The sequence below is a fragment of the Agrobacterium sp. RC10-4-1 genome, from assembly GCF_014138475.1.
GTDB lineage: Bacteria > Pseudomonadota > Alphaproteobacteria > Rhizobiales > Rhizobiaceae > Agrobacterium > Agrobacterium pusense.
Window position 1 is genome coordinate 638341 of sequence record NZ_JACJIT010000002.1, and the last position, 23205, is coordinate 661545.

Consider the following 23205-nt stretch of genomic DNA (forward strand, 5'->3'; position numbering starts at 1 on the left):
TTTTGGTAAAGAGCATCTTCGGCCGCCGCGAGGGGAATCGGCCGGATCTGAGGCAGTACGAGGAACGGAACATTGCAGGTCGGCATCGACATGGGAACTCTATCGGGCGGGCAGCAGGCCAAGCTCGATATTGAAGAATTGCTTGCGACGCGTTTGCTGGTGCAGGGCAATTCCGGTTCCGGCAAGTCGCATCTGCTGCGCCGGCTGCTCGAGCAATCGGCGCCATGGGTGCAGCAGGTCATCATCGATCCCGAGGGTGATTTTGTTACGCTGTCCGATAAATTCGGCCATGTGGTCGTGGATGGCGAGCGCACGGAAGCCGAGCTCGCGGGCATCGCCAACCGCATTCGCCAGCATCGTGTTTCCTGCGTGCTGACGCTGGAAGGTCTCGATATCGAACAGCAGATGCGGGCGGCCGCTGCTTTCCTCAACGGCCTGTTCGATGCCGATCGCGAATTCTGGTATCCGGTGCTTGTGGTGGTGGATGAAGCGCAGATGTTTGCGCCGTCGGTTGCCGGTGAAGTCACGGAAGATGCACGCAAGGCTTCGCTTGGCGCGATGACCAATCTGATGTGCCGTGGCCGTAAGCGTGGTCTTGCCGGCGTCATCGCCACGCAGCGACTGGCCAAGCTTGCCAAGAACGTGGCCGCGGAAGCGTCCAACTTCCTGATGGGCCGCACTTTCCTCGATATCGACATGGCGCGCGCGGCCGATCTGCTCGGCATGGACCGGCGGCAGGCGGAAATGTTCCGCGACCTTCAGCGCGGCAATTTCGTGGCGCTTGGCCCGGCACTGTCGCGCCGCCCGCTGCCCATCGTCATCGGGGCGGTGGAAACCTCGGCGCGCTCTTCTTCACCGAAGCTGATGCCGCTGCCGGATGCGCCGCAGGACGTCGAAGACCTGATCTTTACGCCGGACCCGGAAGAATTCACGCGTCCCGCAGTTCGTCGCACACCGCCGGCTCCGCGTCCAACAACGGATATTCTGGCTGAATTGTCCCGGTCTACTCCCGCGACCGTCGGTCCAGCGCCGGAGCAGTCGCCACGTGCGGGCCAGCCGGAAATAACGCCGGAAGAGCGCGACGAAAAGATTTCAGCGGTTCTCGTCGAAATTCTCGATGACCCTCAATCCGCCTATCGTACCGACGCCGTGCTTTATCAGGATTTCCTGGTGCGCGCCCGCATGCGCCGCATTCCCGGCACGCCGATGACGCTGGCGGAGTTCCGCCGGCAGGTGGCGATTGCCCGTTCAGGCGTTGATGCCGCAATGGCGGCAAGCGAAGGCTGGGAGAAGGCGCTGGAATTGTCGATGTCGGTTTCCGATGACCTGCAGGGCGTTTTTCTGCTGCTCGTCAAGGCAGCGCTCGGCGAGGAACCTTGCCCGTCCGATGCCCGAATTGCCCGCGCCTACGGCACCCATTCCGCCCGCCGCGCGCGGCGTCTCCTTAGTTATTTCGAGGAGAAGGAGCTTGTGGTGGTGCATGCCGATTTCTCCGGCAAGCGTATCGTGGCATTTCCCGATCTCGACGCAAAAACCGCGCCCGGCGATGCGGATGCGGCTGAGGATGATGCAAGGCTGGCGGCGGAGTAATCACCAATCTGCAAAAAGCCGCACTGCGGAGCCGATTGTCGTGTAGAGACCCACAAGGCTGAGGGCCAGGAGGCAAACCAAAGAGACGATCGCCAGTATCGAGGTCATGCGATGCGACCGTTGACAGGGACGAGCGTCGACATCAGTTTGTATTGGAACGATGTGGGAGAGTTGCGCCGCAGTCCACCCGCTGCGTTCGAATTCCGGCGAAGCGACAAATTCCGCAAGATGCCGTTGCCGTCTCATGGAAGAGGGCAACCGCGCCAGAAAGCGTTGCGGTTCGCGCCTGTCATTTCTTGAGAGGAAGATATCGATCGCTTCCCGGAAGCGCTCGTCCCTTGCGCCCGAGCAGAACAACATACGCCCCGCTTCGATGAGATCGTTCATCTCAAGCAGCACTTCACCATATTTTTGAAAGAGCGCCAGATCGACTTCGGGATGGCTGAGCCTTCCTTGAAGTATTTCCTTCGCTCGTCAAAGCTTCTGCTCAGAAATTGCCTGGTCGATCGATTCAAATGTCATATGTTGCACTTATAAATTTCGAAATAAAGACGTCTATGTCGGCCTAATATGTCTTGGTAAATCGATTAATCGTCGATTAAATCTCCGAATAAATATCACTAAATCTACGATTCTGTATTCAATTCAGGATGTATTTCAATCAGGGGGAATATAATGTCTCTAGCAATATATCCCATTAAATCATTTGCTGATTTATAGAGTGCGAATTTAATTTTTTCGTCGGATATTTTTTCTATGCATTCGAACATTTGCCCCAGAATCGTGTCAATAGATATAGACAATTCTATTATTGATTTTGCTACATCCTTTTCCATCTTATCCTCTTTCCAAACAATATAGGCTATTTAAAATGCTTCGAGATATTTTATCGCGTTTCTTCTAAGAATTGCAAAAAAATACGTGAGCGTCGCGGTAATATTTCATCTCGATAAAGTAACCAAACCGGCCAGTTCTTAAAATGTTACGAAGGAGGCAGCTTTTCTGCCTCCTTCGCGCGTGTAATTACTCGATGGCCTTCGCTTCCTTGCGCGTCGCGATCAGCGAACCGACGACGCCGGTGACGAGAATGGCGACGGTGACGCCGAGCGAAACAGCCGGCGGGATCTTGGCGATGCCTAGCATGTCGGCGACGAAGATTTTCGAACCGACGAAGACCAGAACCGCAGCCAATGCATATTTCAGGTAGGCGAAGCGATGGATCAGGGCGGCAAGCGCAAAATAGAGGGCGCGCAGGCCGAGGATCGCGAAGATGTTCGAGGTATAGACGATAAACGGATCGGTGGTGATCGCGAAGATCGCTGGGATCGAATCGACGGCAAAGATGAGGTCGGCGATTTCGACCATGATGAGCGCCAGGAAGAGCGGCGTCACGAAGGTCTTCAGTTTTCCGGTTGTCTCATCGGTTTCCTTGACGAAGAACTTTTCGCCATGCAGCCTGTTTGTCACTGGCAGGTGACTGCGCAGGAATTTCAGGATGCGGTTGTTGCCGATGTCGTTCTCGTCATGGTCGGAGGAAAACAGCATCTTGAGGCCGGTAAAGACGAGGAAGGCCGCAAAGAGGTAAAGCACCCAGTGGAAGTTTTCGACGATGGCCGCGCCGCCGGCGATCATGATGCCGCGCAGGACGATAACGCCGAGGATACCCCAGAGCAGCACGCGGTGCTGGTATTGGCGCGGAATGGCAAAATAGGAGAAGATCATGGCGATGATGAAGATATTGTCCATCGCCAGGCTTTTTTCGACCACGAAGCCCGTGACATATTCCATGGCGGACTGCTGGCCGGACTGATACCAGATCCAGCCGCCAAAGGCGAGGCCGATGGCAATATAGAAGCCTGACATCAGCAGGCTTTCACGAACGCCGATTTCCTTGGAATTCTTATGAAGTACGCCGAGATCGAGCGCGAGCAGGCCAAGGACAAGAGAAATAAAGACACCCCACATCCAGGTGGGTGTGCCGAGAAAATCCGATAGAAGAAAGTCCATCAGTCAACCTTTAGCCGGACGAGGTTGGCTTTACGGATGGGGAACGCGTGTCAAGAATATACGTGGGCCCCAACCTTAACAAACTCGACATCACGTGTTGTCCGGTAACACGCCAGAGGGGCCCGAGTTCTGATCACGACGAAGAGATGGGTGGGCACTTTTGCTTTTCAAGGGCAGACTTTAGAAAAAAGCGAAAGGCCTTGTTTGACAAAACCGTGAAAGCTCTGTAGAAGCCGCCCCAACGCCGGGCAGTGATGTCCGGTGTGTTTTGTTGACTGCCCTGCAGTTTAAGAACTGACGTTCGGCGGTCAATATCACCGACATGTCCCGTGGTTTCTCCATTCGCATGTGAGAAGCCTGTCAGAGGCCCTGCAACGGGCCTCAGAGGAGGGCGTGTTTCCTTAACCCGGTTTGGCAACAAGCCGGTATAAACCTTTGAGAAGGAAATACGATGAGCAAGCGCGAATCGGCTAAGTACAAAATCGACCGCCGCATGGGCGAAAACATCTGGGGCCGTCCGAAGTCCCCGGTTAACCGCCGCGAATACGGCCCGGGCCAGCACGGCCAGCGCCGCAAGGGCAAGATGAGCGACTTCGGCACGCAGCTGCGCGCCAAGCAGAAGCTCAAGGGCTACTACGGCGAACTGCGCGAAAAGCAGTTCCGCGCTACTTTCGACGAAGCAAACCGTCGCAAGGGCGATACCTCTGAAAACCTGATCGGCCTGCTCGAGTCGCGTCTGGACGCCATCGTCTACCGCGCCAAGTTCGTTCCGACCGTTTTCGCGTCGCGCCAGTTCATCAACCATGGCCACGTCACGGTTAACGGCGTTCGCGTCAACATCGGTTCTTACCGCTGCAAGCCGGGCGACGTTATCGAAGTTCGCCAGAAGTCCAAGCAGCTCGTAACCGTTCTGGAAGCCGTTCAGCTCGCTGAACGCGACGTTCCTGACTACATCGAAGTTGACCACAACAAGATGGTTGCGACCTACGCTCGCGTTCCGTCGCTCTCCGACGTTCCTTACCCGGTCGTCATGGAACCGCATCTGGTCGTCGAATTCTACTCGCGTTAATCGACGCGTTTCAGTATTCAGGAAGCCGCCCTTCGGGGCGGCTTTTTTGTTTGCTGGGGAAGGCTTTGCATGCAGGACATTCAGGGTATCGTCGATTCCATCCATGACAGCATGCTGCCGAGGCTGGGCGAGGGGAAGGTTGCGGATTACATTCCCGAACTCGCCAAGGTCGATCCCAACCAGTTCGGCATCGCCATCACCACGGTCGATGGAACGACTTATACGGCTGGCAATGCGCTGACGCCGTTTTCGATCCAGAGCATTTCCAAGGTCTTCATGCTGACGCTGGCGCTCGGCAAGGCCGGTGAGACGGTATGGAACCGAGTGGGTCGCGAACCGTCGGGATCGTCCTTCAACTCCATAGTCCAGCTGGAGCACGAGCACGGAATTCCCCGCAACCCCTTCGTGAATGCCGGGGCGATCGTGGTGACCGATATCGTTTTGTCCGGCCATCAGCCGCGCGAGGCGATCGGCGAGCTCCTGCGGTTCGTGCGGTATCTCGCTGATGATGACACGATCAGCATCGACGATACGGTGGCGAAATCCGAGCAGGCGACGGGTTTCCGCAATTTCGCGCTCGCCAATTTCATGCGCTCCTTCGGCAATCTGCATCACCCCGTGGAATATACGCTCGGGGTCTATTTCCATCAGTGCGCGCTTTCCATGACCTGCGCGCAGCTATCCCGCGCCGCCCTGTTTCTGGCCAATCGCGGCCGCAACCCGCTGACGGGGCATACCGTCGTGTCGGACCGCCGCGCAAGGCGCATCAATGCGCTGATGCTGACCTGCGGTCATTATGACGGGTCGGGCGATTTCGCCTATCATGTCGGCCTGCCGGGCAAGAGCGGCGTCGGCGGCGGCATCATGGCGGTGGCACCCGGCAAGGCATCGATCGCGGTCTGGTCGCCGGGCCTCAACAAGGTCGGCAACTCGGCGCTCGGGTCACATGCGCTGGAAATGCTGGCGACGAAAACCGGCTGGTCCGTATTCGGGGCTTGATATTGCCGGCGGATGGGGGCATTGCCTCCATTAAGAACGGCAGTCGAGCCGGAGCGAGCGGATGATGAATATTCTCACCAGGATCGATGATATCGCTGATAAGGTGGAGGCAGATCACGAGCCTTCGGAAGAGAACGGCAACTCGCATCCGCTGTTCGACAATGCGCCGCGTTCGGTCTCGTTCAACAAGCTGCGCAAGCGGCTGCTCCGCAATGTGCGTCAGGCCTTCGAAGATTTCGGCATGCTGAATGGCCAGAAGCGCTGGCTGGTCGGCCTGTCAGGCGGCAAGGACAGCTACGGCCTTTTGGCGCTGCTGCTCGATCTCAAATGGCGCGGCCTTTTGCCGGTGGAACTGATTGCCTGCAATCTCGATCAGGGCCAGCCTAATTTCCCCAAGCACGTGCTGCCGGAGTATCTGGCTAAGATCGGGGTTGCCCATCGCATCGAATATCGCGACACCTATTCGGTGGTGAAGGAGAAGGTGCCCTCCGGCGGCACTTACTGTTCGCTCTGTTCGCGGCTCAGGCGCGGCAATCTTTACCGCATCGCGCGGGAGGAGGGCTGCGACGCGCTGCTGCTCGGCCATCACCGCGAGGATATTCTCGAGACCTTCTTCATGAACTTCTTCCATGGCGGACGTCTGGCCGGCATGCCGGCAAAGCTTTTGAATGACGAGGGTGACCTGATGGTCATGCGCCCGCTTGCCTATTGCGCCGAAGAAGACATGGCGAAATTTGCGGCCGCAATGGAGTTTCCGATCATCCCCTGCGACCTTTGCGGCTCGCAGGACGGGCTTCAGCGCAACGCCATGAAGGAAATGCTGGCGGATATCGAGCGGCGTATGCCCGGTCGGAAGGATGTGATGCTGCGGGCGCTGGCACATGTGAACCCTTCCCATCTCCTCGACCCCAGACTTTTTGATTTTTCGGCGCTTTCTGTCACGGGGGCGTCATCTGAAGAGCCTAGGGAGGCCCACCCTCCCTTATGAAGAAGTGCCCCGCGCGATGACCCTTTCCGATAAAGATATCGATTTCCTCGTTGCCACCGTTGCCGCAGCCGGTACGGATGAAATCATGCCCCGCTTCAGGAACCTGAGCGCTGGCGCCATCTCCGAAAAGACATCCGCCGTCGATCTCGTCACCGAGGCGGATGTTCTGGCCGAAAAGCTGATAACCGCAGCGCTGCTCGAGCGGTTTCCAAAGGCGCATATTGTTGGCGAAGAGGCCTATGACGCGGATCATTCCGTCATTCCCGCCCTTGCCGACGCGCCGCTTGCCTTCGTGATCGATCCCATCGACGGCACCTTCAATTACGCTTCCGGCTTTCCCGCCTTCGGTACGCTGCTTGCGGTCACCGTCAAGGGTGAGACCGTGGCTGGACTTATCCACGATCCCGTCATGGGGGACACCATCATTGGTCTGAAAGGTGAGGGCGCCTATCTCCACCGCAAAAACGGATCGCAGGCAAAGCTGAAGGTTGCCGATCCCGCGCCACTGTCCGACATGGTCGGCCTCTTTTCGTGGGGCCACAGCCATCCGGATCGCCGGCCGGTGATCGCCGCCAATATGGCGAAGATAAAGATGGCATTGTCGCTCAACTGCTCCGCACATGAATATTGGCTCGCTTCCGCCGGCAATCTTCATTTCATCGGCCATGAAAAGCTGATGCCATGGGATCACCTTGCAGGCGTGCTCATCCATCAGGAAGCGGGTGGTTACACGGCGCGTTTCGACAACACGCCCTATCGGCCCGGCCAGACGACCGGTGGCATACTTTCTGCTCCCGACAAGGAAAGCTGGAAGATGCTGCGGCGGGAAATCGTCGCCTTATAAGATTTATGCTCAAATGGAAGGATCTCGCCCATGGCTCTCGAACTCGACATCGCCTCTCTTGCCAATGCGCTTCAGGAGGCTGCTGCGGTTGAAATCCTGCCGAGGTTCCGCAATCTGGGCGATGGCGACGTCAGGATCAAGACCGAAGCGATCGACCTGGTTACCGAGGCTGACGAGGCCGCAGAGCGGTTGATCCGCGCCCGCGTGCAGGAGATCATGCCGAATGCTCTGTTCATCGGCGAGGAGGCGGTGGCGGCCGACGCTTCGCTGCTTGGCAAGCTTGCCGATGCCGATCTGGCTGTCGTGGTCGATCCGATCGATGGCACCTATAATTTTGCGTCCGGCCTGCCGCTTTTCGGCGTGATGATGAGCATCATCTCTAAGGGCGAGACTGTCGCCGGCCTGATCTTCGATCCCATGGGCAATGACTGGGCCATTGCCGAAAAGGGCTCCGGCGCATGGCTGTGCAGCGCCGATGGCGCGCAGACGCAGATGTCGGTCGTGCCGGCGCCGGAACTGTCGCAGATGGTGGGTATCGCCAATACCGGTTATTTCGACGTGGAGACGCGCCGCAAGATTCTGGTGAACCTGGCCGATGTGCGGCTCTTCACCAGCTATCGCTGCGCCGCACATGAGTATCGCCTGTTCTGCGGCGGTCACATGCATTTCCTCATGTACAACAAGCTGATGCCCTGGGACCACCTGGCCGGCACATTGATCTCGCAGGAATCGGGCGCCTATGCCGCCCGCCTTGATGGCTCGCCTTATCTGCCACGCCATGTGGATGGCGGGCTGCTGCTGGCGCCTAATCAGGAGACGTGGGAATTGCTGCGCGAGAAGATTTTCACGGTCTGAGGCTCCGGATTTGTGGGGTGCACAACCTTCACCGTCATGCCGGACTTGATCCGGCATCCAGCTGCGGCGCGTCTGCGCGGCGGAAGGACCTTTTTCAGCCCAAGGACTTGGGCTGGCTGAACCCCGGATCAGCTCCGGGGTAACGGCCGTCGGCGAGACCCACCAGCAAACAAAAAAGGGCGCGGAACAGAATTCCGCGCCCTTTTATTTTTCCATGTCCCTTAGCGGATCGGCTTGTTGTGGGCATGAAATAACACACCCTTTTCGCCGATCAGTACAAAGATCAGGCCGATGATGGAGACGACGAAGAAGCCCGCCACCATTGGCAGTGCGGTACCGTCGAAAGCCTGGCCGATGGCGGCGCCGATTAGCGAACCGCCAATGGTTCCCATGAAGCCAATCACCGAGGAGGCTGTGCCGGCGACGTGGCCAAGCGGTTCCATCGCCAGCGAGTTGAAGTTCGAGCCGATCCAGCCGAACTGGAACATGGCAAGTGCGAAGAACACGATGAAGATGGCGAAAGGCATCGGATCCGGTCCCAGCACCTGCACCACAAGCCAGATGAAGGTGATGGCGATGAAGCCGAGCAGCGACCCGTGCGACAGCTTGCGCATGCCGAACCTTCCGACAAGCCTCGCATTGATGAAGGACGAAAAGGCCATGAACAGGGCGACGCCGGCAAATGCCGCCGCGAACCATGGACCAAGGCCGTAAATGCCCTTGTAGACCTGTTCAGCGGAATTGATGAAGCCGAACAGCGCACCGAAGATGAAGGTGCTGGAGAGCGTGTAGCAAAGCGCAATGCGGTTGGTGAGCACGATCTTGAAACCGCCGAGTACCGAACGGGCGGTGAAAGGGCGGACATCGTCCGGATGCAGGGTCTCAGGCAGGCGGAAATACATCCAGGCCGTTACCACGGCAGCGATGCCGGCCATGAAGGCAAAGATAAGGTGCCAGTTTCCGAAGAAGAGCACGATCTGGCCAGTGCCGGGCGCGATGACCGGAACAACCATGAAAACCATCATGATCAGCGACATGACTTCAGCCATCTGGCGGCCGCCATAGATGTCGCGGACGATCGAGATGGTGATGACGCGTGTCGCCGCAGAACCGATGCCCTGAATGAAACGCAGGAGCAGCAGGCCGGAGAAGGACGGCACAAAAACGACCGCAAGCGCTGAAACGATGTAAATCGCGAGACCAAAGAGCATCGGCTTGCGGCGACCGAAACGGTCCGAGATCGGCCCATAGAGAAGCTGGGCGACGCCGAAACCGAGAAGGTAGGCCGAAATGACATATTGGCGATGGTTTTCATTCTCGACGCCCAGCGAGGCGCCGATTTCCTGAAGCCCGGGCAGCATGATATCGATGGCGAGCGCGTTCAACGCCATCAGCATTGCGGCCAGCGCAATGAATTCCGTACGCCCCATCGAGCCTGCGCGCGAAGCGGTGGATTGTGAAAGATTTGTCACAGGATTGCCCCAAAAAGAACGGCAAAGGCGTTGCATGAAGCAACGCCTGGCATAAATTTCTGACAATCAGGGTGGGCCGGATGAACCGGCCGAAATCAGGCCGCGCCGCGGACGCTGATACCCTGTTCTTGGAAGTGGCTCTGCAATTCGCCGGACTGGAACATCTCTCTCACGATGTCGCAGCCGCCAACGAACTCACCCTTGACGTAGAGCTGCGGGATCGTCGGCCAGTTGGAATAGTCCTTGATGCCCTGACGGATGTCGGCATCGGCAAGCACATTGATGCCCTTGTAGTCGACGCCGAGATAATCGAGGATCTGTACCACCTGGCCGGAAAAACCGCATTGCGGGAATTGCGGGGTGCCCTTCATGAAAAGAACGATGTCGTTGCTCTTCACTTCGCTGTCGATCATGTCGTGAATGCCGCTCATAGGCCTATTCCTTTCACATGCGGTTCAAGGCCGCTGCTTTCTGTTAGCCTCTAAATAACATGTCGTGGCGCGATTTCCACCCGTCGGAAGGAAAAAATGCGTGCCTCCTGCAACGCATAACGCGCCAAAAAACGGTCTTCCGACGCCTAGCGATATCTCTGCCGGCTGCGCGCGGCGGCGGTGCGTCTTTTGCTGACCTGTTTTTTGGCCGGCTTCGGTTTGACTGCGGCCTTGATTGCGGCTTCCAGAACGGAGCCGACAATACCGCCGGCAAGAGAACCGGTGCTTTTCGTTCGGCGTGCGCGGCGCGTCTTGCGGATGCCGGTCTTGGTGAGGACTTCCGACAAAGCGCCCTTGACGACGCCGTTTATCAGTTGATCGACGATGCCAGACAAATTTTCTCCGCCTTTAAATAAATCATATTTCCGTCGCGATTTTTACTATACGTGCATCGCCCACTGTATCAAGCGATCCTTTCGGGTGCCTCCAGCCCGAAGGTTTATGCATGCCGACCGTCACGTCACGACTTGTCCTTTATTTCCCGGGTTTCGATCCGCTGGATGCCGCTGCCCATCATCTGCGTTATCAGCGTGCCGCCGCGCTGGCAGGAAAAACATGGGCCGTCGATTATGCAGTGGGGCCGCTGGAGAACAGGCCGGGCGGCGAAACATTCACCGTGGAATCCTCGTCAGGCGATTGGCGGACGCGTTCGGACATCATCGTCTATGATCATAATGCCGTCATCTCACAATTGCGGAATGCGCCGGTCTGGCGGCAGATCTGGCAGGGCTTCAAGGCGGGAGCGGGCATTATCGGTGAGGGGGGCGCGGCGCGCTACTTCCGCCATGCATGGCGTTTTGGGCTGTTCTTTATTTTTCCGTTCCTGCTGATGCTTGCCGGTGGCGTGCTTGCGGCGGTGATTGGCCTGTCGTCCTGGCTTTTCGCCTTACCGCTGTGGCTGCTGGTGGTCAGCCTTCCGGCTGCCGCCCTGTTTTTCAACAAGGCTTTCCTGCCGTTTGCCGAGCGCTTTCACACCCTGCATCTTTATGCGGACTGGCGGTTCGCACTCGCAGTCGGCCGCGACGAGCCGATTGCCCGAGGCTGGATCGAAGAGAAGGCAGCGCTTGTCCTGACGGCGCTGGAGCAGTCTTCGGATGAGGCTCTGGTGGTCTCGCACAGCATGGGCGCCAGCTTGGCCCTCGCGGTCATCGGCCGCGTGCTGGAGCTGAAGCCGGAGGCACTGGATGGACGGAAGTTGTCTTTCGCAACGCTGGGTGGGGCGGCCCTGCAATGCGCGTTTCTGTCGAGCGCCGTGCGGCTTCGTCAGAGCATTGGCGTCATCGCACGTCACCCTGAGGTGACATGGTTCGATATCCAGTGTCTCACAGATCCGATCCATCTATATCGTTGCAACACGGTGGCGCTGACCGGTCATGGCGATGCGCCGCAACCGAAAATCGTGCCGATCCGCTTCAAGCATTCGCTTTCACCGGAGCGTTACAAGAAGAACAAGCGGAATTTCCTCAGAATGCACCGGCAATATGTTCTCGGGCCTGATCGCAGGTCCGGTTACGACTTTACCCTGCTGACGGCCGGGCCTCTGCCAGCCGCCTCATTTGCCGACCTCGAGTCACAAACGCCGCCTGCTCTTTAGAGGTTTCGATAACGTCGAATATGAAAAGGCCCGCGTGGGACTATCACGCGGGCCTTTCTTTATTCTTCAGCCGTCAGGTCTTTCAGCCGATGGGACAGAGACCGGTGATCTCAGTCATCATTCGGGCGCCGAGGTCTGCAGGGCAAGGGCATGCAGGACGCCGCCCATATTGCCCTTCAGCGCGTCATAGACCATCTGGTGCTGCTGCACGCGGGTCTTGCCCTTGAATGCATCTGCCACGACTTCCGCCGCGTAATGATCGCCATCACCGGCCAGATCGCGGATCGTGACCTTTGCCCCGGGAATTCCCGCCTTAATCATGTCTTCAATGTCGCCGGGTTTCATGGGCATGGTGTTTCTCCTTAATTCATTCTGCGGCGACTAGAGTTTCGCCGTCCATGAACTGAGGGAACCACGATTCATAGGCCGAGTGCAATTCTTTAATCTCGACGGCGCGCGCCGTGCCCAGCTTTACGGTGGAACCACCGGTAACGCCGATGTTGGCGCAGGAAACGCCGGCTGCCTTCGCAGCACCCAGTACCTTGTCGAGATCGGTTTTCTTCACGGTGAGCACGTAACGACCCTGATCTTCGCCATAGAAGGTGAGGACCGGGTTGTGGCCTTCGACCGCATCGATGGTCGCGCCGATTCCGGAGGAAATCGCCATTTCGGCAACCGCGAGCGCCAGACCTCCCGAGGAGCAATCGTGAACGGCGGTGGCGAGGCCATCCGTGATGATGCCACGCACGAAATCGCCGTTCTTCTTTTCGGCGGCGAGATCGACATGCGGGGCAGGGCCGTCGATACGGCCATGGATATCACGCATGTACACCGACTGCGCGATGTGGGTGCCGAGGCCGGCAGGTGCGCCGACAAGCAGCACCGCTTCGTCAGCGGCGGCAAAACGGATGCGCGCCATGCGGCCCCAATCCTTCAGCAAGCCGACGCCGCCAATGGTGGGGGTTGGCAGGATCGCCTGGCCATTGGTCTCGTTGTAGAGCGAGACGTTGCCGGAAACGATCGGGAATTCCAGCACGCGGCAGGCTTCGCCGATACCCTTGATGGCATGAACCAGCTGGCTCATGATTTCGGGCTTTTCCGGGTTGCCGAAATTCAGGTTGTCGGTGGCCGCGAGCGGCAGGGCGCCGGTTGCGGTAATGTTGCGCCAGCATTCGGCCACGGCCTGCTTGCCGCCTTCGAAGGGGTCGGCCTCGACGTAACGCGGGGTGACGTCGGAGGAGAAGGCTAGCGCCTTCTTGTCATGGCCTTCGACGCGAACCACACCGGCGTCGCCGCCCGGCAGCTGCAGGGAATTGCCCTGGATCAGCGTGTCATACTGCTCGTAGACCCAGCGGCGCGAAGAATTGTTGGCCGAACCGACGAGCGATACCAGCGCATCGGCGATATCGGCAGCGGGGACGTCGTTTTCTGCAAGCGGGGCGGGCACCTTCGCGGGCGTCCACGGGCGGTCATATTCCGGAGCCTGATCGCCCAGTTCCTTGATCGGCAGGTTGGCGACTTCCTCGCCGTTGTGAATGACGCGGAAACGCAGGTCGTCGGTGGTCTTGCCGACGATGGCGAAGTCCAGACCCCATTTCACGAAAATCGCCTTGGCGACTTCTTCCTTGGAGGGCTCGAGAACCATGAGCATGCGCTCCTGGCTTTCGGACAGCATCATTTCATAGGCAGTCATGCGCTCTTCGCGCACCGGCACGGCATTGAGGTCAAGCTCGATGCCGAGGTCGCCCTTGGCGCCCATTTCCACGGCCGAGCAGGTGAGGCCGGCGGCGCCCATGTCCTGAATGGCGATGACCGCGCCGGTTTTCATCAGCTCGAGGCAGGCTTCCAGCAGGCACTTTTCCGTGAAGGGGTCACCGACCTGAACGGTCGGGCGCTTTTCTTCGATGGACTCATCGAATTCGGCAGAGGCCATGGTCGCGCCGCCAACGCCATCGCGGCCGGTCTTTGCGCCGAGATAAACCACCGGCAGGCCCACACCCTTGGCTTCCGAAAGGAAGATCGCGTCGGACTTGGCAAGACCGGCGGCAAAGGCGTTAACGAGGATGTTGCCATTATAGCGCGGATCGAATTCCACTTCGCCGCCAACCGTCGGCACGCCGAAGGAGTTGCCGTAGCCGCCAACACCGGCAACGACGCCGGCCACGAGATGGCGGGTCTTCGGGTGGTCGGGCGCACCGAAGCGCAGGGCGTTCATGGCTGCAATCGGGCGCGCGCCCATGGTGAAGACGTCACGCAGGATACCCCCGACGCCGGTCGCCGCACCCTGATAGGGCTCGATATAGGAGGGGTGGTTATGGCTCTCCATCTTGAAGACGACGCAATCGCCATCGTCGATATCCACAACGCCGGCATTTTCACCGGGGCCCTGGATGACGCGTGGTCCCTTGGTGGGCAGGGTCTTCAGCCACTTCTTGGACGACTTGTAGGAGCAGTGCTCGTTCCACATGGCCGAGAAGATGCCGAGCTCGGTAAAGCTCGGCTCCCGTCCGATCAGGTCGAGGATACGCTGGTATTCGTCGGGCTTCAGCCCGTGGGATGCAACGAGTTCCGGGGTGATCTTGATGGAGTTTGGAATCGACATAGGTCTCACGCGGTTCGAGCCGAGGGAAGTTTCCGGTTCTTTAGCGCAAGAGGCTCAAAGGTGCGACAGGAAAATGCGCGGTTTTACCCGCAAAACGCTGCTTTCTTGGCTTCTTCAGAACCTGTAGCCGACCATGAGGCCGACGCGGGTCAGTCCGTCATTGGGCCCATCGCACAGATTGGCATGTGATGCATGCTCGATCTGGGTCGAAATATTCCAGTTATTATCGAAACGATAGCCGACCGCCGCATATTCGTGGAAAAGCACCCGGCAGCCGAATTCCGCACCGGTTTCGCCGGCACTGTTTCTCAGCTTGCCATCGTGCCAGAGGCCGCCAAAACCGAAATCGAGAAAGATCTTCGGGTTGAGATCGAAGGTCCAGTTGACGCCGCCGTAAATGGTATTCGCCGAGCCCTCAGTGCCGATCTCGCCACCGATATGTAGCCGTGGGCGGGAGAGTTTTTGGCCGAGCGTCACCGCAGATGCACTGGCGAAGGGATCAAAATAGGCGGTGAAGGCCGGAAAGACGCCATCCTCACCGCCATTGTCGTGATTGGAGATCGAGGTGGTTGCGCCGAAGCGCAATTCGTCGAAGACGGTGCCTTCCGCAGCAGTGGCGGGCATGATGCCGATCAATGCCGCAAGAAGGATCGCCAGCGCAAAACACGCCCTCACACCTGTGGAATTGAATGCTGCCATCGAATCATTCCCCACCTCGAATTGCGGAAAGGATGGCAAGTTTGTCGGTTTGGTAAATGATAAGTTACTGAATTAGGCCGGGTGTTGCAGGAAAGACTCTCCGCCCCTTAGGCAACGCTTTCGTAACCGGCCGAGCCGTTGTCGAGCAGGTGGCGCAGGATGCCGAGGGCATGGGTCAACTCTTGCTGGTTCGATGGACCAGAAAGGCTGACACGCACCCGATGGAAAACCTTGTCGGTGCGGCCGGCCTTGAACTCATCCTCGTCATCTATCAGCACGCCTTCTTTCATCGCCGCGTTTCGGAACGTGCCGGAAAGCCAGGGTTCGGGCAGTCTCAGCCACAGGAAGGCGATGTCGGGCAGCGAATTGAAATCCAGTCCGGCGAAGGCCCGCCGGGCAATCGCCTCCCGCTGGTTGATCTCGGCTATACAGTCCTTGCGAATGTCGTCGGCGTCACCGCTGTTGACGAGGCGGGCATTCACTTCGGCCAGCATGAAGGGCAGACCGCCTGTCAGCATCGAGTGGGAAATGCGGATGCGCGACGAATATTGCGCCGGGCAGGCGACCCAGCCGCCACGAACGCCAGCGGCAACGGATTTCGACAGGCCGCCGACGACGAAGGTAATGTCGGGCGCAAATTCAGCAATCAGCGGGATCGCCTCACGCGTCATCGCGCCATAAAGATTATCCTCTACGACCCAGACACCATACCGGCGGGCAATATCGGCTATCGCACGGCGACGCTCTTCCGGCAGCGTGGCGCAGGTCGGGTTCTGGCCGGCGGACATCAGGAAGATCATCTTGGGATGCTGCTGGGCGCAGACGCGCTCGAAATCGTCAGGGACAATGCCCTTTTCATCCGCTTCAACCAGCGTCACCCGCCGTCCGGCAAGTGTGGCGCTGCGGCTGATATGGGAATAGGTCACGGGTTCGAAGACGATACGGTCTCCCGGGGCGGTCATGGCCGTCACCACACTCATCACCGCCGCATGGGCGCCAAGCGTCGAGACGATGTTTTCCGGTTTTGGCGACCAGCCGTTCTGGGAAAGCCAGCGAGCGCCCGCCATGCACCAGTTGTCAGGAAAGGAACGGGCGTAATTGGTGACGTCGTAGGCATGTTCGCGGGCGACAGCCTCGATATGCCTGGCGATCAGCACACTCTGGCCGACATCGGGTGCCGCCGTGGTGTTGAGCCGGAATTCGGCGCTGCTATCGACAGCGTGGCGTGTGCTGCCGAAGGCTGCCGCCACCGTCTCCATGGGCGCTGAGGGGGCCGGGGTCTTGCGCTCATTGACATAGGTGCCGCGGCCGACCTCGCCGCTGACCAGGCCGCGCTCGTGGATAAGCGCGTAGGCCCGGCTGATTGTACCTATTGTCACGCCGAGGTCATAAGCGAGGTTGCGCTGCGGCGGCAATTTCGAGCCCGCCTGCAGGGTGCCATCGGAAATTGCACCCTCGATACTGTCGGCGAGGCGCAGATATATCGGGCCGTCGCCCACAGTGAGATCAGGAAGCCAATTTGTCATGGTGACAATTTATGCATTGTATCTCTTCGCAAGTCAATTGTATTTATTGTCTGCATTCCATGAAGACAAACGCACGGAGACAATAGGTGCAATATGCGCAAGATGGATCAATACCTTTCGACAGCGGATACGCTCTATCCTGATGGTTACGAACGGGAACGCGTGTTCCGCGATGCCGGCGACATGGTCGCACCGGCGCCTTTTCCGGCCAAGATCGCCAGCACGCCAATTGGTCGCCTGATTGCGGGCATGTTCAACTGGCACCGGAAGCGGCAGGGACGGCTCGCTTTGCGGGAACTGTCTGATGATCTTCTGGAAGATATCGGCGTAACGCGCGATGAAGCCCTGAAGGAAGCGGCGAAATCCCAGCTTTTTTCATGGCCAACACGGCCGCTTTAATTTTTTGCCGGAGAGCGGCGCCTTCTTTCCCCGGCGCCATCAAGCCGTGCGGCAGCCCGCCACGCCATTCCCAACCGGCGTTGGCGGGTTTTTTTATTTACGTACCTTAGAGCAGCTTCGGCAAATTGATAAATGGTACGTGGTAAGAGCTTTTTGTGCCGGCGTCTGCCTTTTGCCGAGCGTTCCCCTTTCCTCATTCCTGTGACAAGCACAGGAATGAGCGACGCGGATACGCCTCGCCCGATATGCAGGGCTAGAATACTACGATGAGATCAGCAGCCCTTGCCGCCATTCGCCCAGCGCTTGACGTCGGTTGCGATGCGGCTGGAAATGGCCTCGTTCATCACCGGGCCAAAAGCGTCGAGCTTTGCCGGGTTGCCTTCAGCCTGAACGACCAGCATGGGCCGCGATTCCGGACTGTTGCGCGGCACGAGCAGGATGCGCGGACGGCCTGAGAAGGAATTGAGTTCAGGGGCCAGACGATAGGCCTTGAAAGCCGCATCCCCCGATTTGAACCAGCAGGCATTCGCGCCAAGCGCTATCCGTTCCATTGTGGGGAGAGCGGCGCGGGAGACCGAGGCTGTCGGCTGTGGTTTCGGCTGACAAGCAGCCAGGGTCGCCGCAGCTAGAAACAATCCGGTCGCCTTGAGGGTATTCGATCGACGGGCAAAAGACATCAGGTCATCCAGAAGAGAGGGCCAAAACGACGCCGTCAGCCGGCATCAAAAAAGCGGGCTCAAAGCCCGCCCGTCTGTCAGGCTGCGATGACGCCAAGCGCCGAAGCGAAGAGGCCGCGGCCGTCATTGCCGCCATGGGCGGCTTCGATCAGGTTTTCCGGATGCGGCATCATGCCGAGAACGTTGCCCTTGGCATTGATGACGCCAGCAATGTCGTTCAGCGAGCCGTTCGGGTTGGTGCCTTCGGCATAACGGAACACGACCTGGCCGTTGCCCTCGACCGATTTCAACTCATCCGCATCGAGGAAGTAGTTGCCATCGTGATGGGCGACGGGGCAACGCAGGATCTGGCCCTTGTCGTAAGCACGGGTGAAATCGGTGTCGTTATTGGCGACTTCGAGCTTCACTTCGCGGCAGACGAATTTCAGCGAGGCGTTGCGCATCAGGGCGCCCGGCAGCATGCCGGCTTCGACCAGAATCTGGAAGCCGTTGCAGACGCCGAGAACCTTCACGCCCTTTTCCGCCTTCTCGCGGATGGCCTGCATGACAGGCATGCGGGCGGCAATCGCGCCGCAGCGCAGATAGTCGCCATAAGAGAAGCCGCCGGGAATAACGATCAGATCGACATCGGGAATATCCGTCTCCGTCTGCCAGATGGTGACAGGCGCCTGACCGGAAATTTTCGTCAGAGCCGCGATCATGTCGCGGTCGCGGTTGAGGCCGGGAAGTTGGACGACAGCGGATTTCATGGACGGCGGCTCCTGGAGCTTAGAGAATGGCGATGGCGTAGTTTTCGATGACCGTGTTGGCCAAGAGCTTTTCGCACATTGCCTTCAGATCGGTTTCGGCCTTCGCCTTGTCGGCGCCTTCCAGTTCCAGATCGAAAACCTTGCCCTGACGGACATGGCCGACGCCACCAAACCCGAGGCTGCCAAGCGCGCCTTCGATTGCCTTGCCCTGCGGATCGAGAACGCCGTTCTTCAGCGTAACAGTCACCCGTGCCTTGATCACCTGATCTTCTCCTGATTTTACCCTACGAGGCCAATATTATTTCACGAGCCGATATTACTTTACCAGAACAGGACCGGTGCCGCGGATCGGTTCGTTTTCATTGATGATGCCGAGACGGCGCGCCACTTCGGAATAAGCTTCCAGAAGACCGCCCAGATCGCGTCGGAAGAGGTCCTTGTCCATCTTCTTCTGGGTCTCGATGTCCCAGAGACGGCAGCTGTCGGGCGAAATCTCGTCGGCGAGGATGATGCGCATCATATCGCCTTCGAAGAGGCGGCCACATTCGATCTTGAAATCGACGAGCTGAATGCCGACGCCGAGGAACAGGCCGGAGAGGAAGTCGTTGACGCGGATGGCGAGCGCCATGATGTCGTCAAGCTCGGCAGGGTTGGCCCAGCCGAAAGCCGTGATGTGCTCTTCGGAGACCATCGGGTCTTCGAGCTCATCCGACTTGTAATAAAACTCGATGATCGAGCGTGGCAGCACCACGCCTTCCTCGATGCCGAGGCGCTTGGAAAGCGAGCCGGCGGCGACATTGCGCACGACGACCTCGAGCGGGATCATCTCCACTTCCTTGATCAGCTGCTCGCGCATGTTGAGGCGGCGGATGAAGTGGGTGGGAATGCCGATCTTGTTCAGATGCGTGAAGACGTATTCGCAGATACGGTTGTTCAGCACGCCCTTGCCGTCGATGACTTCATGCTTCTTCTTGTTGAAGGCGGTCGCATCATCCTTGAAGAACTGGATAAGCGTGCCTGGCTCCGGACCCTCGTAAAGGATCTTGGCCTTGCCTTCGTAAATACGGCGGCGACGGTTCATAATTGCAGGTCTCTTGGTTGACGCCGATTCTGGTGGCGTTGCGTTTGGTCTTTGAAGCGGTCCCATAAAGGAAAAGAGTGCATTCTACAATGCGGCTGGCATATTTCCCTTCAATTCTTGTGACAGGGCCGCCGAACTGTTTCATCCGCAAAACCGGGCCGCGGCAGGGGCGGGGGGCGATGCGGATTTCAGTTGGCGGCTCTCGTCATGGCTCGACGCCTTTAAGGCGGCTCAGGAATTGCGCGAAGACCATGCCGCCCTCCGGCCACGGGCCGTGCCCGGACTCGGCATTGATGTGGCCGGACATGCCGGCATCGATCAAAAGCGAACCCCAGGCAGCAGCGATGTCGTCGGCGTGTTCATAAGAGCCGAAGGGATCGTTGCGGCTGGCGATGGTGATCGCCGGAAAGGGCAGCGGATCGCGCGGGTAAGGCCCGAAGGTCATGAGATGCTTCGGCCTGATTTCGGGATTGGCGACATCAGGCGGCGCAACGAGAAGCGCGCCGGATACCTTCTTGCCGATTTCAGGCAATGCGTGGATCACCGTTGGAACGCCAAGCGAATGGGCAACGAGGACGACGGGCCTGGTGGAGGCGTTGACCTCCTCTACCAGCCTGGCGACCCAATCTTCCTTCACCGGTTTCGACCATTCCGCCTGCTCGACACGGCGGGCGGTGGAGAGCTTGCGCTCCCAGCGGCTCTGCCAGTGGTCCGGGCCGGAATTGGTATAACCGGGGACGATCAGGATATCTGCTTCTGAAACTTTCATGCGCCATATCTGTGTTGTGATGCCACCGCGATCAAGGTCGCGGCGGCATTAACGTCAAGCTCTCGGGTTCAGCTCAAGTCTCAGGCGTTGCCGAAGACGCGGGCGAAGATCGTATCGACATGCTTGGTGTGGTAACCGAGGTCGAATTTTTCGCGGATGACCTCTTCGGGGAGCGCAGCGCGCACTTCCTCGTCGCCCAGCAGTTCCTCAAGGAAGTCCGCACCCTGTTCCCAGACCTTCATGGCATTGCGCTGGACCAGACGATAGGCGTCTTCGCGCGATACGCCAGCCTGCGTCAGCGCCAGGAGAACGCGCTGCGAATGCACGAGACCACGGAACTTGTTCATGTTCTTCAGCATGTTGTCCGGGTAGATCACCAGCTTTTCGATGACGCCTGCCAGACGGTTCAATGCGAAGTCCAGAGTGACTGTCGTGTCGGGGCCGATGGCGCGCTCCACGGAGGAGTGGCTGATGTCGCGCTCGTGCCAGAGGGCAACGTTTTCCATGGCCGGGACGACCGACATGCGCACCAGACGGGCGAGGCCGGTGAGGTTTTCTGTGAGAACCGGGTTACGCTTGTGCGGCATGGCCGACGAGCCCTTCTGGCCGGGAGAGAAGAACTCTTCCGCTTCCAGAACTTCGGTGCGCTGCATGTGGCGGATTTCGATGGCGACGTTTTCAATCGACGAGGCGATGACGCCAAGGGTGGCGAAGAACATGGCGTGACGGTCACGCGGGATGACCTGCGTGGAAACCGGCTCGGGGATGAGCCCGAGCTTTTCGCAGACATGTTCCTCGACGCGGGGGTCGATATTGGCGAAGGTGCCGACAGCGCCGGAGATTGCGCCAGTGGCGATTTCGGCGCGGGCGTTCACGAGGCGCTCACGGTTGCGGTGCATCTCGGCGTAGAAGCGGGCGAAGGTGAGGCCCATCGTCGTCGGTTCGGCATGGATGCCGTGGCTACGGCCGATGCGCACCGTGTTCTTATGTTCGAAGGCCCGGGTCTTGAGAGCCGCAAGCACCCGGTCCATGTCGGCGAGCAGCAGATCGGCGGCGCGCACGAGCTGGATGTTGAGCGTGGTATCGAGCACGTCCGACGAGGTCATGCCCTGATGCACGAAGCGGCTGTCGGGACCGACGAATTCTGCGAGATGGGTGAGGAAGGCGATGACATCATGCTTGGTGACGGCCTCGATCTCATCAATGCGGGCGACGTCGAAGGTGGCGCTGCCGCCCTTTTCCCAGATGGTCTGGGCTGCTGACTTCGGGATGACGCCGAGCTCGGCCAGCGCGTCACAGGCATGCGCCTCGATCTCGAACCAGATGCGGAATTTTGTTTCCGGCGACCAGATGGCGACCATTTCCGGCCGGGAGTAACGAGGGATCATGGCAATGACTTTCTTAGTAGAGGAAATTTGCTGCCCGTTTAGCAAAGTGTTCCGCTAATCTCAATCTATCAAGCTGCATGCCTACGCCGCTTGCGGTGCACGCCGGCAGAGCATTGCCCCTGCGGGCACGAGCGGAAGTGCGGCGAAGGGAAAATAAAGACCAAGTCCCAGAACGACGAACTGGTAGACTGCACCGAGCGACGTGAAAAGCTGCTGAAAAAACCAGATGCGGGAAAACGTTGGCGCATGCCATTGCGCATAAAAGATGCGGTACTCGAACGCGAACAATGCTGCCGCCACGGAGAGCGTGAAGAAAGCGATTGCGAGACATGCTGTCGCAAGACGCAATTGTTGGGATTTTAAGGCAGGGAGAACGCGCAATGCTGCCAGCGCCAGCAGCCAGCCGAAAAATCCGCCCGTGAAGAAAAGCGTGATGATATCGGCGACGTGATCGGTTTCCAGCCTGTTACGAGCATAGAGGCCGATAGCGGCTGACGCCGCTGAACAAACGCTCCAGCCAAGCGCGCCAAGCAGAATGAACAATGCTGGAAGAGCCCTGTCGCGGAAATTCCGCCTGCCGCTTTCCATGACATTCCCCCCCGACGCCTCGTTGTGCCGCATCCGGCTTTCCGCATTCGGCGGTGACGGATTACGCCCGTCCGGCTTCCGCGGCCGTGCGCAGGAGGGCGATCGTCTTGCGATAATCCTCCACGCCATCGCCTTTGAAGACTGCGGAGCCCGCTACCAGTGCATTGGCGCCGGCGGCGATGATATCGCCTGCGGTCTGCGCCGTCACGCCGCCATCCACTTCCAGTTCGATCGGCCGCTGACCGATCATCGCCTTGGCTGCGCGGATCTTGTCGAGCATGGCGGGAATGAATTTCTGGCCGCCGAAGCCGGGATTGACGCTCATGATCAGCACGAGGTCGACATCATCGAGCACGTTTTCGATAACGGAAAGCGGCGTTGCCGGGTTGAGCGTGACGCCAGCCTTCAGGCCCAGTCCGCGAATGGTCTGGAGAGAGCGGTGCAGGTGGGGGCCGGCCTCCGCATGCACCGTGATGCTGTCACAGCCGGCCTTGGCAAAGGCTTCGAGATAGGGATCGACGGGGGCGATCATCAAATGGCAATCGAAGAAGGCATTGCTGTGCGGCCGAAGCGCCTTGATGACATCAGGCCCGAAGGAAATGTTCGGCACGAAATGCCCGTCCATGACATCGAGATGAATCCAGTCCGCGCCGGCCTCGGTGACATCGGCGACTTCCTGTCCGAGCTTGGCGAAATTGGAAGCCAGGATCGACGGTGCTATCCGGATGGGCAGGGACATGGGCAAACTCCTCTCGACGCGTTGCGTAAGTTTGCCTTTAACATCATGCATCGGGGTTTGAAACGGTCAGCGGTGAGGT

Annotated in this window: 25 protein-coding genes; 8 read left to right on the forward strand and 17 right to left on the reverse strand. The window is 58.9% G+C overall.

The genetic code is table 11. The annotated features are described in order from the left end of the window. The first annotated feature begins 72 nt into the window (after positions 1–72). The gene (locus FHW77_RS07445; protein WP_004442474.1) at positions 73–1590 is read left to right on the forward strand and encodes a helicase HerA domain-containing protein; all 1518 of its coding nucleotides are present in this window, start codon (positions 73–75) and stop codon (positions 1588–1590) included. A 626-nt stretch (positions 1591–2216) separates the two neighbouring features. Here the strand turns inward: FHW77_RS07445 and FHW77_RS07450 are convergent. Then, positions 2217–2426 carry a hypothetical protein gene (locus tag FHW77_RS07450; RefSeq protein WP_004442471.1) on the reverse strand — a complete coding sequence of 70 codons (210 nt, stop codon included), beginning with the start codon at positions 2424–2426 and terminating at the stop codon, positions 2217–2219. A gap of 187 nt (positions 2427–2613) precedes the next feature. Continuing rightward, entirely contained in the window at positions 2614–3597 is a 984-nt protein-coding gene (locus FHW77_RS07455; protein ID WP_004442467.1) for a TerC family protein, read from the reverse strand. Positions 3598–4048: 451 nt separating this feature from the next. On the opposite strand from FHW77_RS07455, the gene rpsD reads away from it, so the two are divergent. From rpsD to FHW77_RS07480, 5 genes are all read left to right on the forward strand, one after another. Beyond that, positions 4049–4666, forward strand: a complete 618-nt coding sequence (gene rpsD, locus FHW77_RS07460) for a 30S ribosomal protein S4 (RefSeq protein ID WP_004442465.1) — start codon at positions 4049–4051, stop codon at positions 4664–4666. Between the two features lie 69 nt (positions 4667–4735). Then, the gene (locus FHW77_RS07465; protein ID WP_004442464.1) at positions 4736–5665 is read left to right on the forward strand and encodes a glutaminase; all 930 of its coding nucleotides are present in this window, start codon (positions 4736–4738) and stop codon (positions 5663–5665) included. A 61-nt stretch (positions 5666–5726) separates the two neighbouring features. Next, positions 5727–6653, forward strand: coding sequence for a tRNA 2-thiocytidine(32) synthetase TtcA (gene ttcA / locus FHW77_RS07470; RefSeq protein ID WP_004442462.1), 927 nt, complete (start codon positions 5727–5729; stop codon positions 6651–6653). Positions 6654–6669: 16 nt separating this feature from the next. Further along, positions 6670–7497, forward strand: coding sequence for an inositol monophosphatase family protein (locus FHW77_RS07475; RefSeq protein ID WP_004442460.1), 828 nt, complete (start codon positions 6670–6672; stop codon positions 7495–7497). A 30-nt stretch (positions 7498–7527) separates the two neighbouring features. Further along, entirely contained in the window at positions 7528–8352 is an 825-nt protein-coding gene (locus FHW77_RS07480) for an inositol monophosphatase family protein (protein ID WP_022556490.1), read from the forward strand. Between the two features lie 221 nt (positions 8353–8573). Here FHW77_RS07480 and FHW77_RS07485 read toward each other — a convergent pair whose 3' ends face one another. From FHW77_RS07485 to FHW77_RS07495, 3 genes are all read right to left on the reverse strand, one after another. Then, positions 8574–9782 carry a multidrug effflux MFS transporter gene (locus tag FHW77_RS07485; protein WP_006698780.1) on the reverse strand — a complete coding sequence of 403 codons (1209 nt, stop codon included), beginning with the start codon at positions 9780–9782 and terminating at the stop codon, positions 8574–8576. A 137-nt stretch (positions 9783–9919) separates the two neighbouring features. Next, positions 9920–10255, reverse strand: coding sequence for a Grx4 family monothiol glutaredoxin (gene grxD / locus FHW77_RS07490; RefSeq protein ID WP_004442454.1), 336 nt, complete (start codon positions 10253–10255; stop codon positions 9920–9922). A 146-nt stretch (positions 10256–10401) separates the two neighbouring features. Next, on the reverse strand, positions 10402–10650 hold the full coding sequence (locus tag FHW77_RS07495; protein WP_004442452.1) for a hypothetical protein: 249 nt from the start codon (positions 10648–10650) through the stop codon (positions 10402–10404). Between the two features lie 110 nt (positions 10651–10760). Between FHW77_RS07495 and FHW77_RS07500 the strand changes: the two genes are divergently transcribed. Beyond that, on the forward strand, positions 10761–11909 hold the full coding sequence (locus FHW77_RS07500; RefSeq protein ID WP_004442450.1) for a hypothetical protein: 1149 nt from the start codon (positions 10761–10763) through the stop codon (positions 11907–11909). A gap of 117 nt (positions 11910–12026) precedes the next feature. On the opposite strand, the gene FHW77_RS07505 is transcribed toward FHW77_RS07500, so the two are convergent. The 4 genes from FHW77_RS07505 to FHW77_RS07520 form a co-directional block, all read right to left on the reverse strand. Continuing rightward, a complete protein-coding gene (locus FHW77_RS07505; RefSeq protein WP_003516012.1) occupies positions 12027–12260 on the reverse strand; it encodes a BolA family protein in 234 nt (77 codons plus the stop codon). A gap of 16 nt (positions 12261–12276) precedes the next feature. Continuing rightward, positions 12277–14511 (reverse strand): phosphoribosylformylglycinamidine synthase subunit PurL, encoded by a 2235-nt coding sequence (purL, locus tag FHW77_RS07510; protein ID WP_004442443.1) that lies wholly within the window; start codon positions 14509–14511, stop codon positions 12277–12279. Between the two features lie 114 nt (positions 14512–14625). Next, the gene (locus tag FHW77_RS07515; protein WP_004442440.1) at positions 14626–15210 is read right to left on the reverse strand and encodes an acyloxyacyl hydrolase; all 585 of its coding nucleotides are present in this window, start codon (positions 15208–15210) and stop codon (positions 14626–14628) included. Between the two features lie 107 nt (positions 15211–15317). Beyond that, positions 15318–16736, reverse strand: coding sequence for an aminotransferase-like domain-containing protein (locus tag FHW77_RS07520; RefSeq protein WP_004442438.1), 1419 nt, complete (start codon positions 16734–16736; stop codon positions 15318–15320). Between the two features lie 93 nt (positions 16737–16829). On the opposite strand from FHW77_RS07520, the gene FHW77_RS07525 reads away from it, so the two are divergent. After that, complete coding sequence (locus FHW77_RS07525) at positions 16830–17135, forward strand: DUF1127 domain-containing protein (RefSeq protein ID WP_004442436.1); 306 nt, start codon at positions 16830–16832, stop codon at positions 17133–17135. Positions 17136–17407: 272 nt separating this feature from the next. Here FHW77_RS07525 and FHW77_RS07530 read toward each other — a convergent pair whose 3' ends face one another. The 8 genes from FHW77_RS07530 to rpe form a co-directional block, all read right to left on the reverse strand. Then, positions 17408–17812 (reverse strand): hypothetical protein, encoded by a 405-nt coding sequence (locus FHW77_RS07530; RefSeq protein WP_004442434.1) that lies wholly within the window; start codon positions 17810–17812, stop codon positions 17408–17410. A 77-nt stretch (positions 17813–17889) separates the two neighbouring features. Next, on the reverse strand, positions 17890–18561 hold the full coding sequence (purQ, locus tag FHW77_RS07535) for a phosphoribosylformylglycinamidine synthase subunit PurQ (protein ID WP_004442432.1): 672 nt from the start codon (positions 18559–18561) through the stop codon (positions 17890–17892). 19 nt (positions 18562–18580) lie between these two features. Next, positions 18581–18823 (reverse strand): phosphoribosylformylglycinamidine synthase subunit PurS, encoded by a 243-nt coding sequence (purS, locus tag FHW77_RS07540; RefSeq protein WP_003507918.1) that lies wholly within the window; start codon positions 18821–18823, stop codon positions 18581–18583. A 54-nt stretch (positions 18824–18877) separates the two neighbouring features. Next, positions 18878–19642 (reverse strand): phosphoribosylaminoimidazolesuccinocarboxamide synthase, encoded by a 765-nt coding sequence (gene purC, locus FHW77_RS07545; RefSeq protein ID WP_004442430.1) that lies wholly within the window; start codon positions 19640–19642, stop codon positions 18878–18880. 205 nt (positions 19643–19847) lie between these two features. Beyond that, positions 19848–20411, reverse strand: coding sequence for an alpha/beta hydrolase (locus tag FHW77_RS07550; protein ID WP_004442428.1), 564 nt, complete (start codon positions 20409–20411; stop codon positions 19848–19850). Between the two features lie 80 nt (positions 20412–20491). Beyond that, positions 20492–21799: an adenylosuccinate lyase gene (gene purB / locus FHW77_RS07555; protein WP_004442427.1), complete on the reverse strand. Its 1308-nt coding sequence runs from the start codon at positions 21797–21799 to the stop codon at positions 20492–20494. Positions 21800–21880: 81 nt separating this feature from the next. Beyond that, positions 21881–22387 carry a hypothetical protein gene (locus tag FHW77_RS07560; RefSeq protein ID WP_034499155.1) on the reverse strand — a complete coding sequence of 169 codons (507 nt, stop codon included), beginning with the start codon at positions 22385–22387 and terminating at the stop codon, positions 21881–21883. A gap of 61 nt (positions 22388–22448) precedes the next feature. Next, positions 22449–23126, reverse strand: a complete 678-nt coding sequence (rpe, locus tag FHW77_RS07565; protein ID WP_004442425.1) for a ribulose-phosphate 3-epimerase — start codon at positions 23124–23126, stop codon at positions 22449–22451. Between the last annotated feature and the right edge of the window lie 79 nt (positions 23127–23205).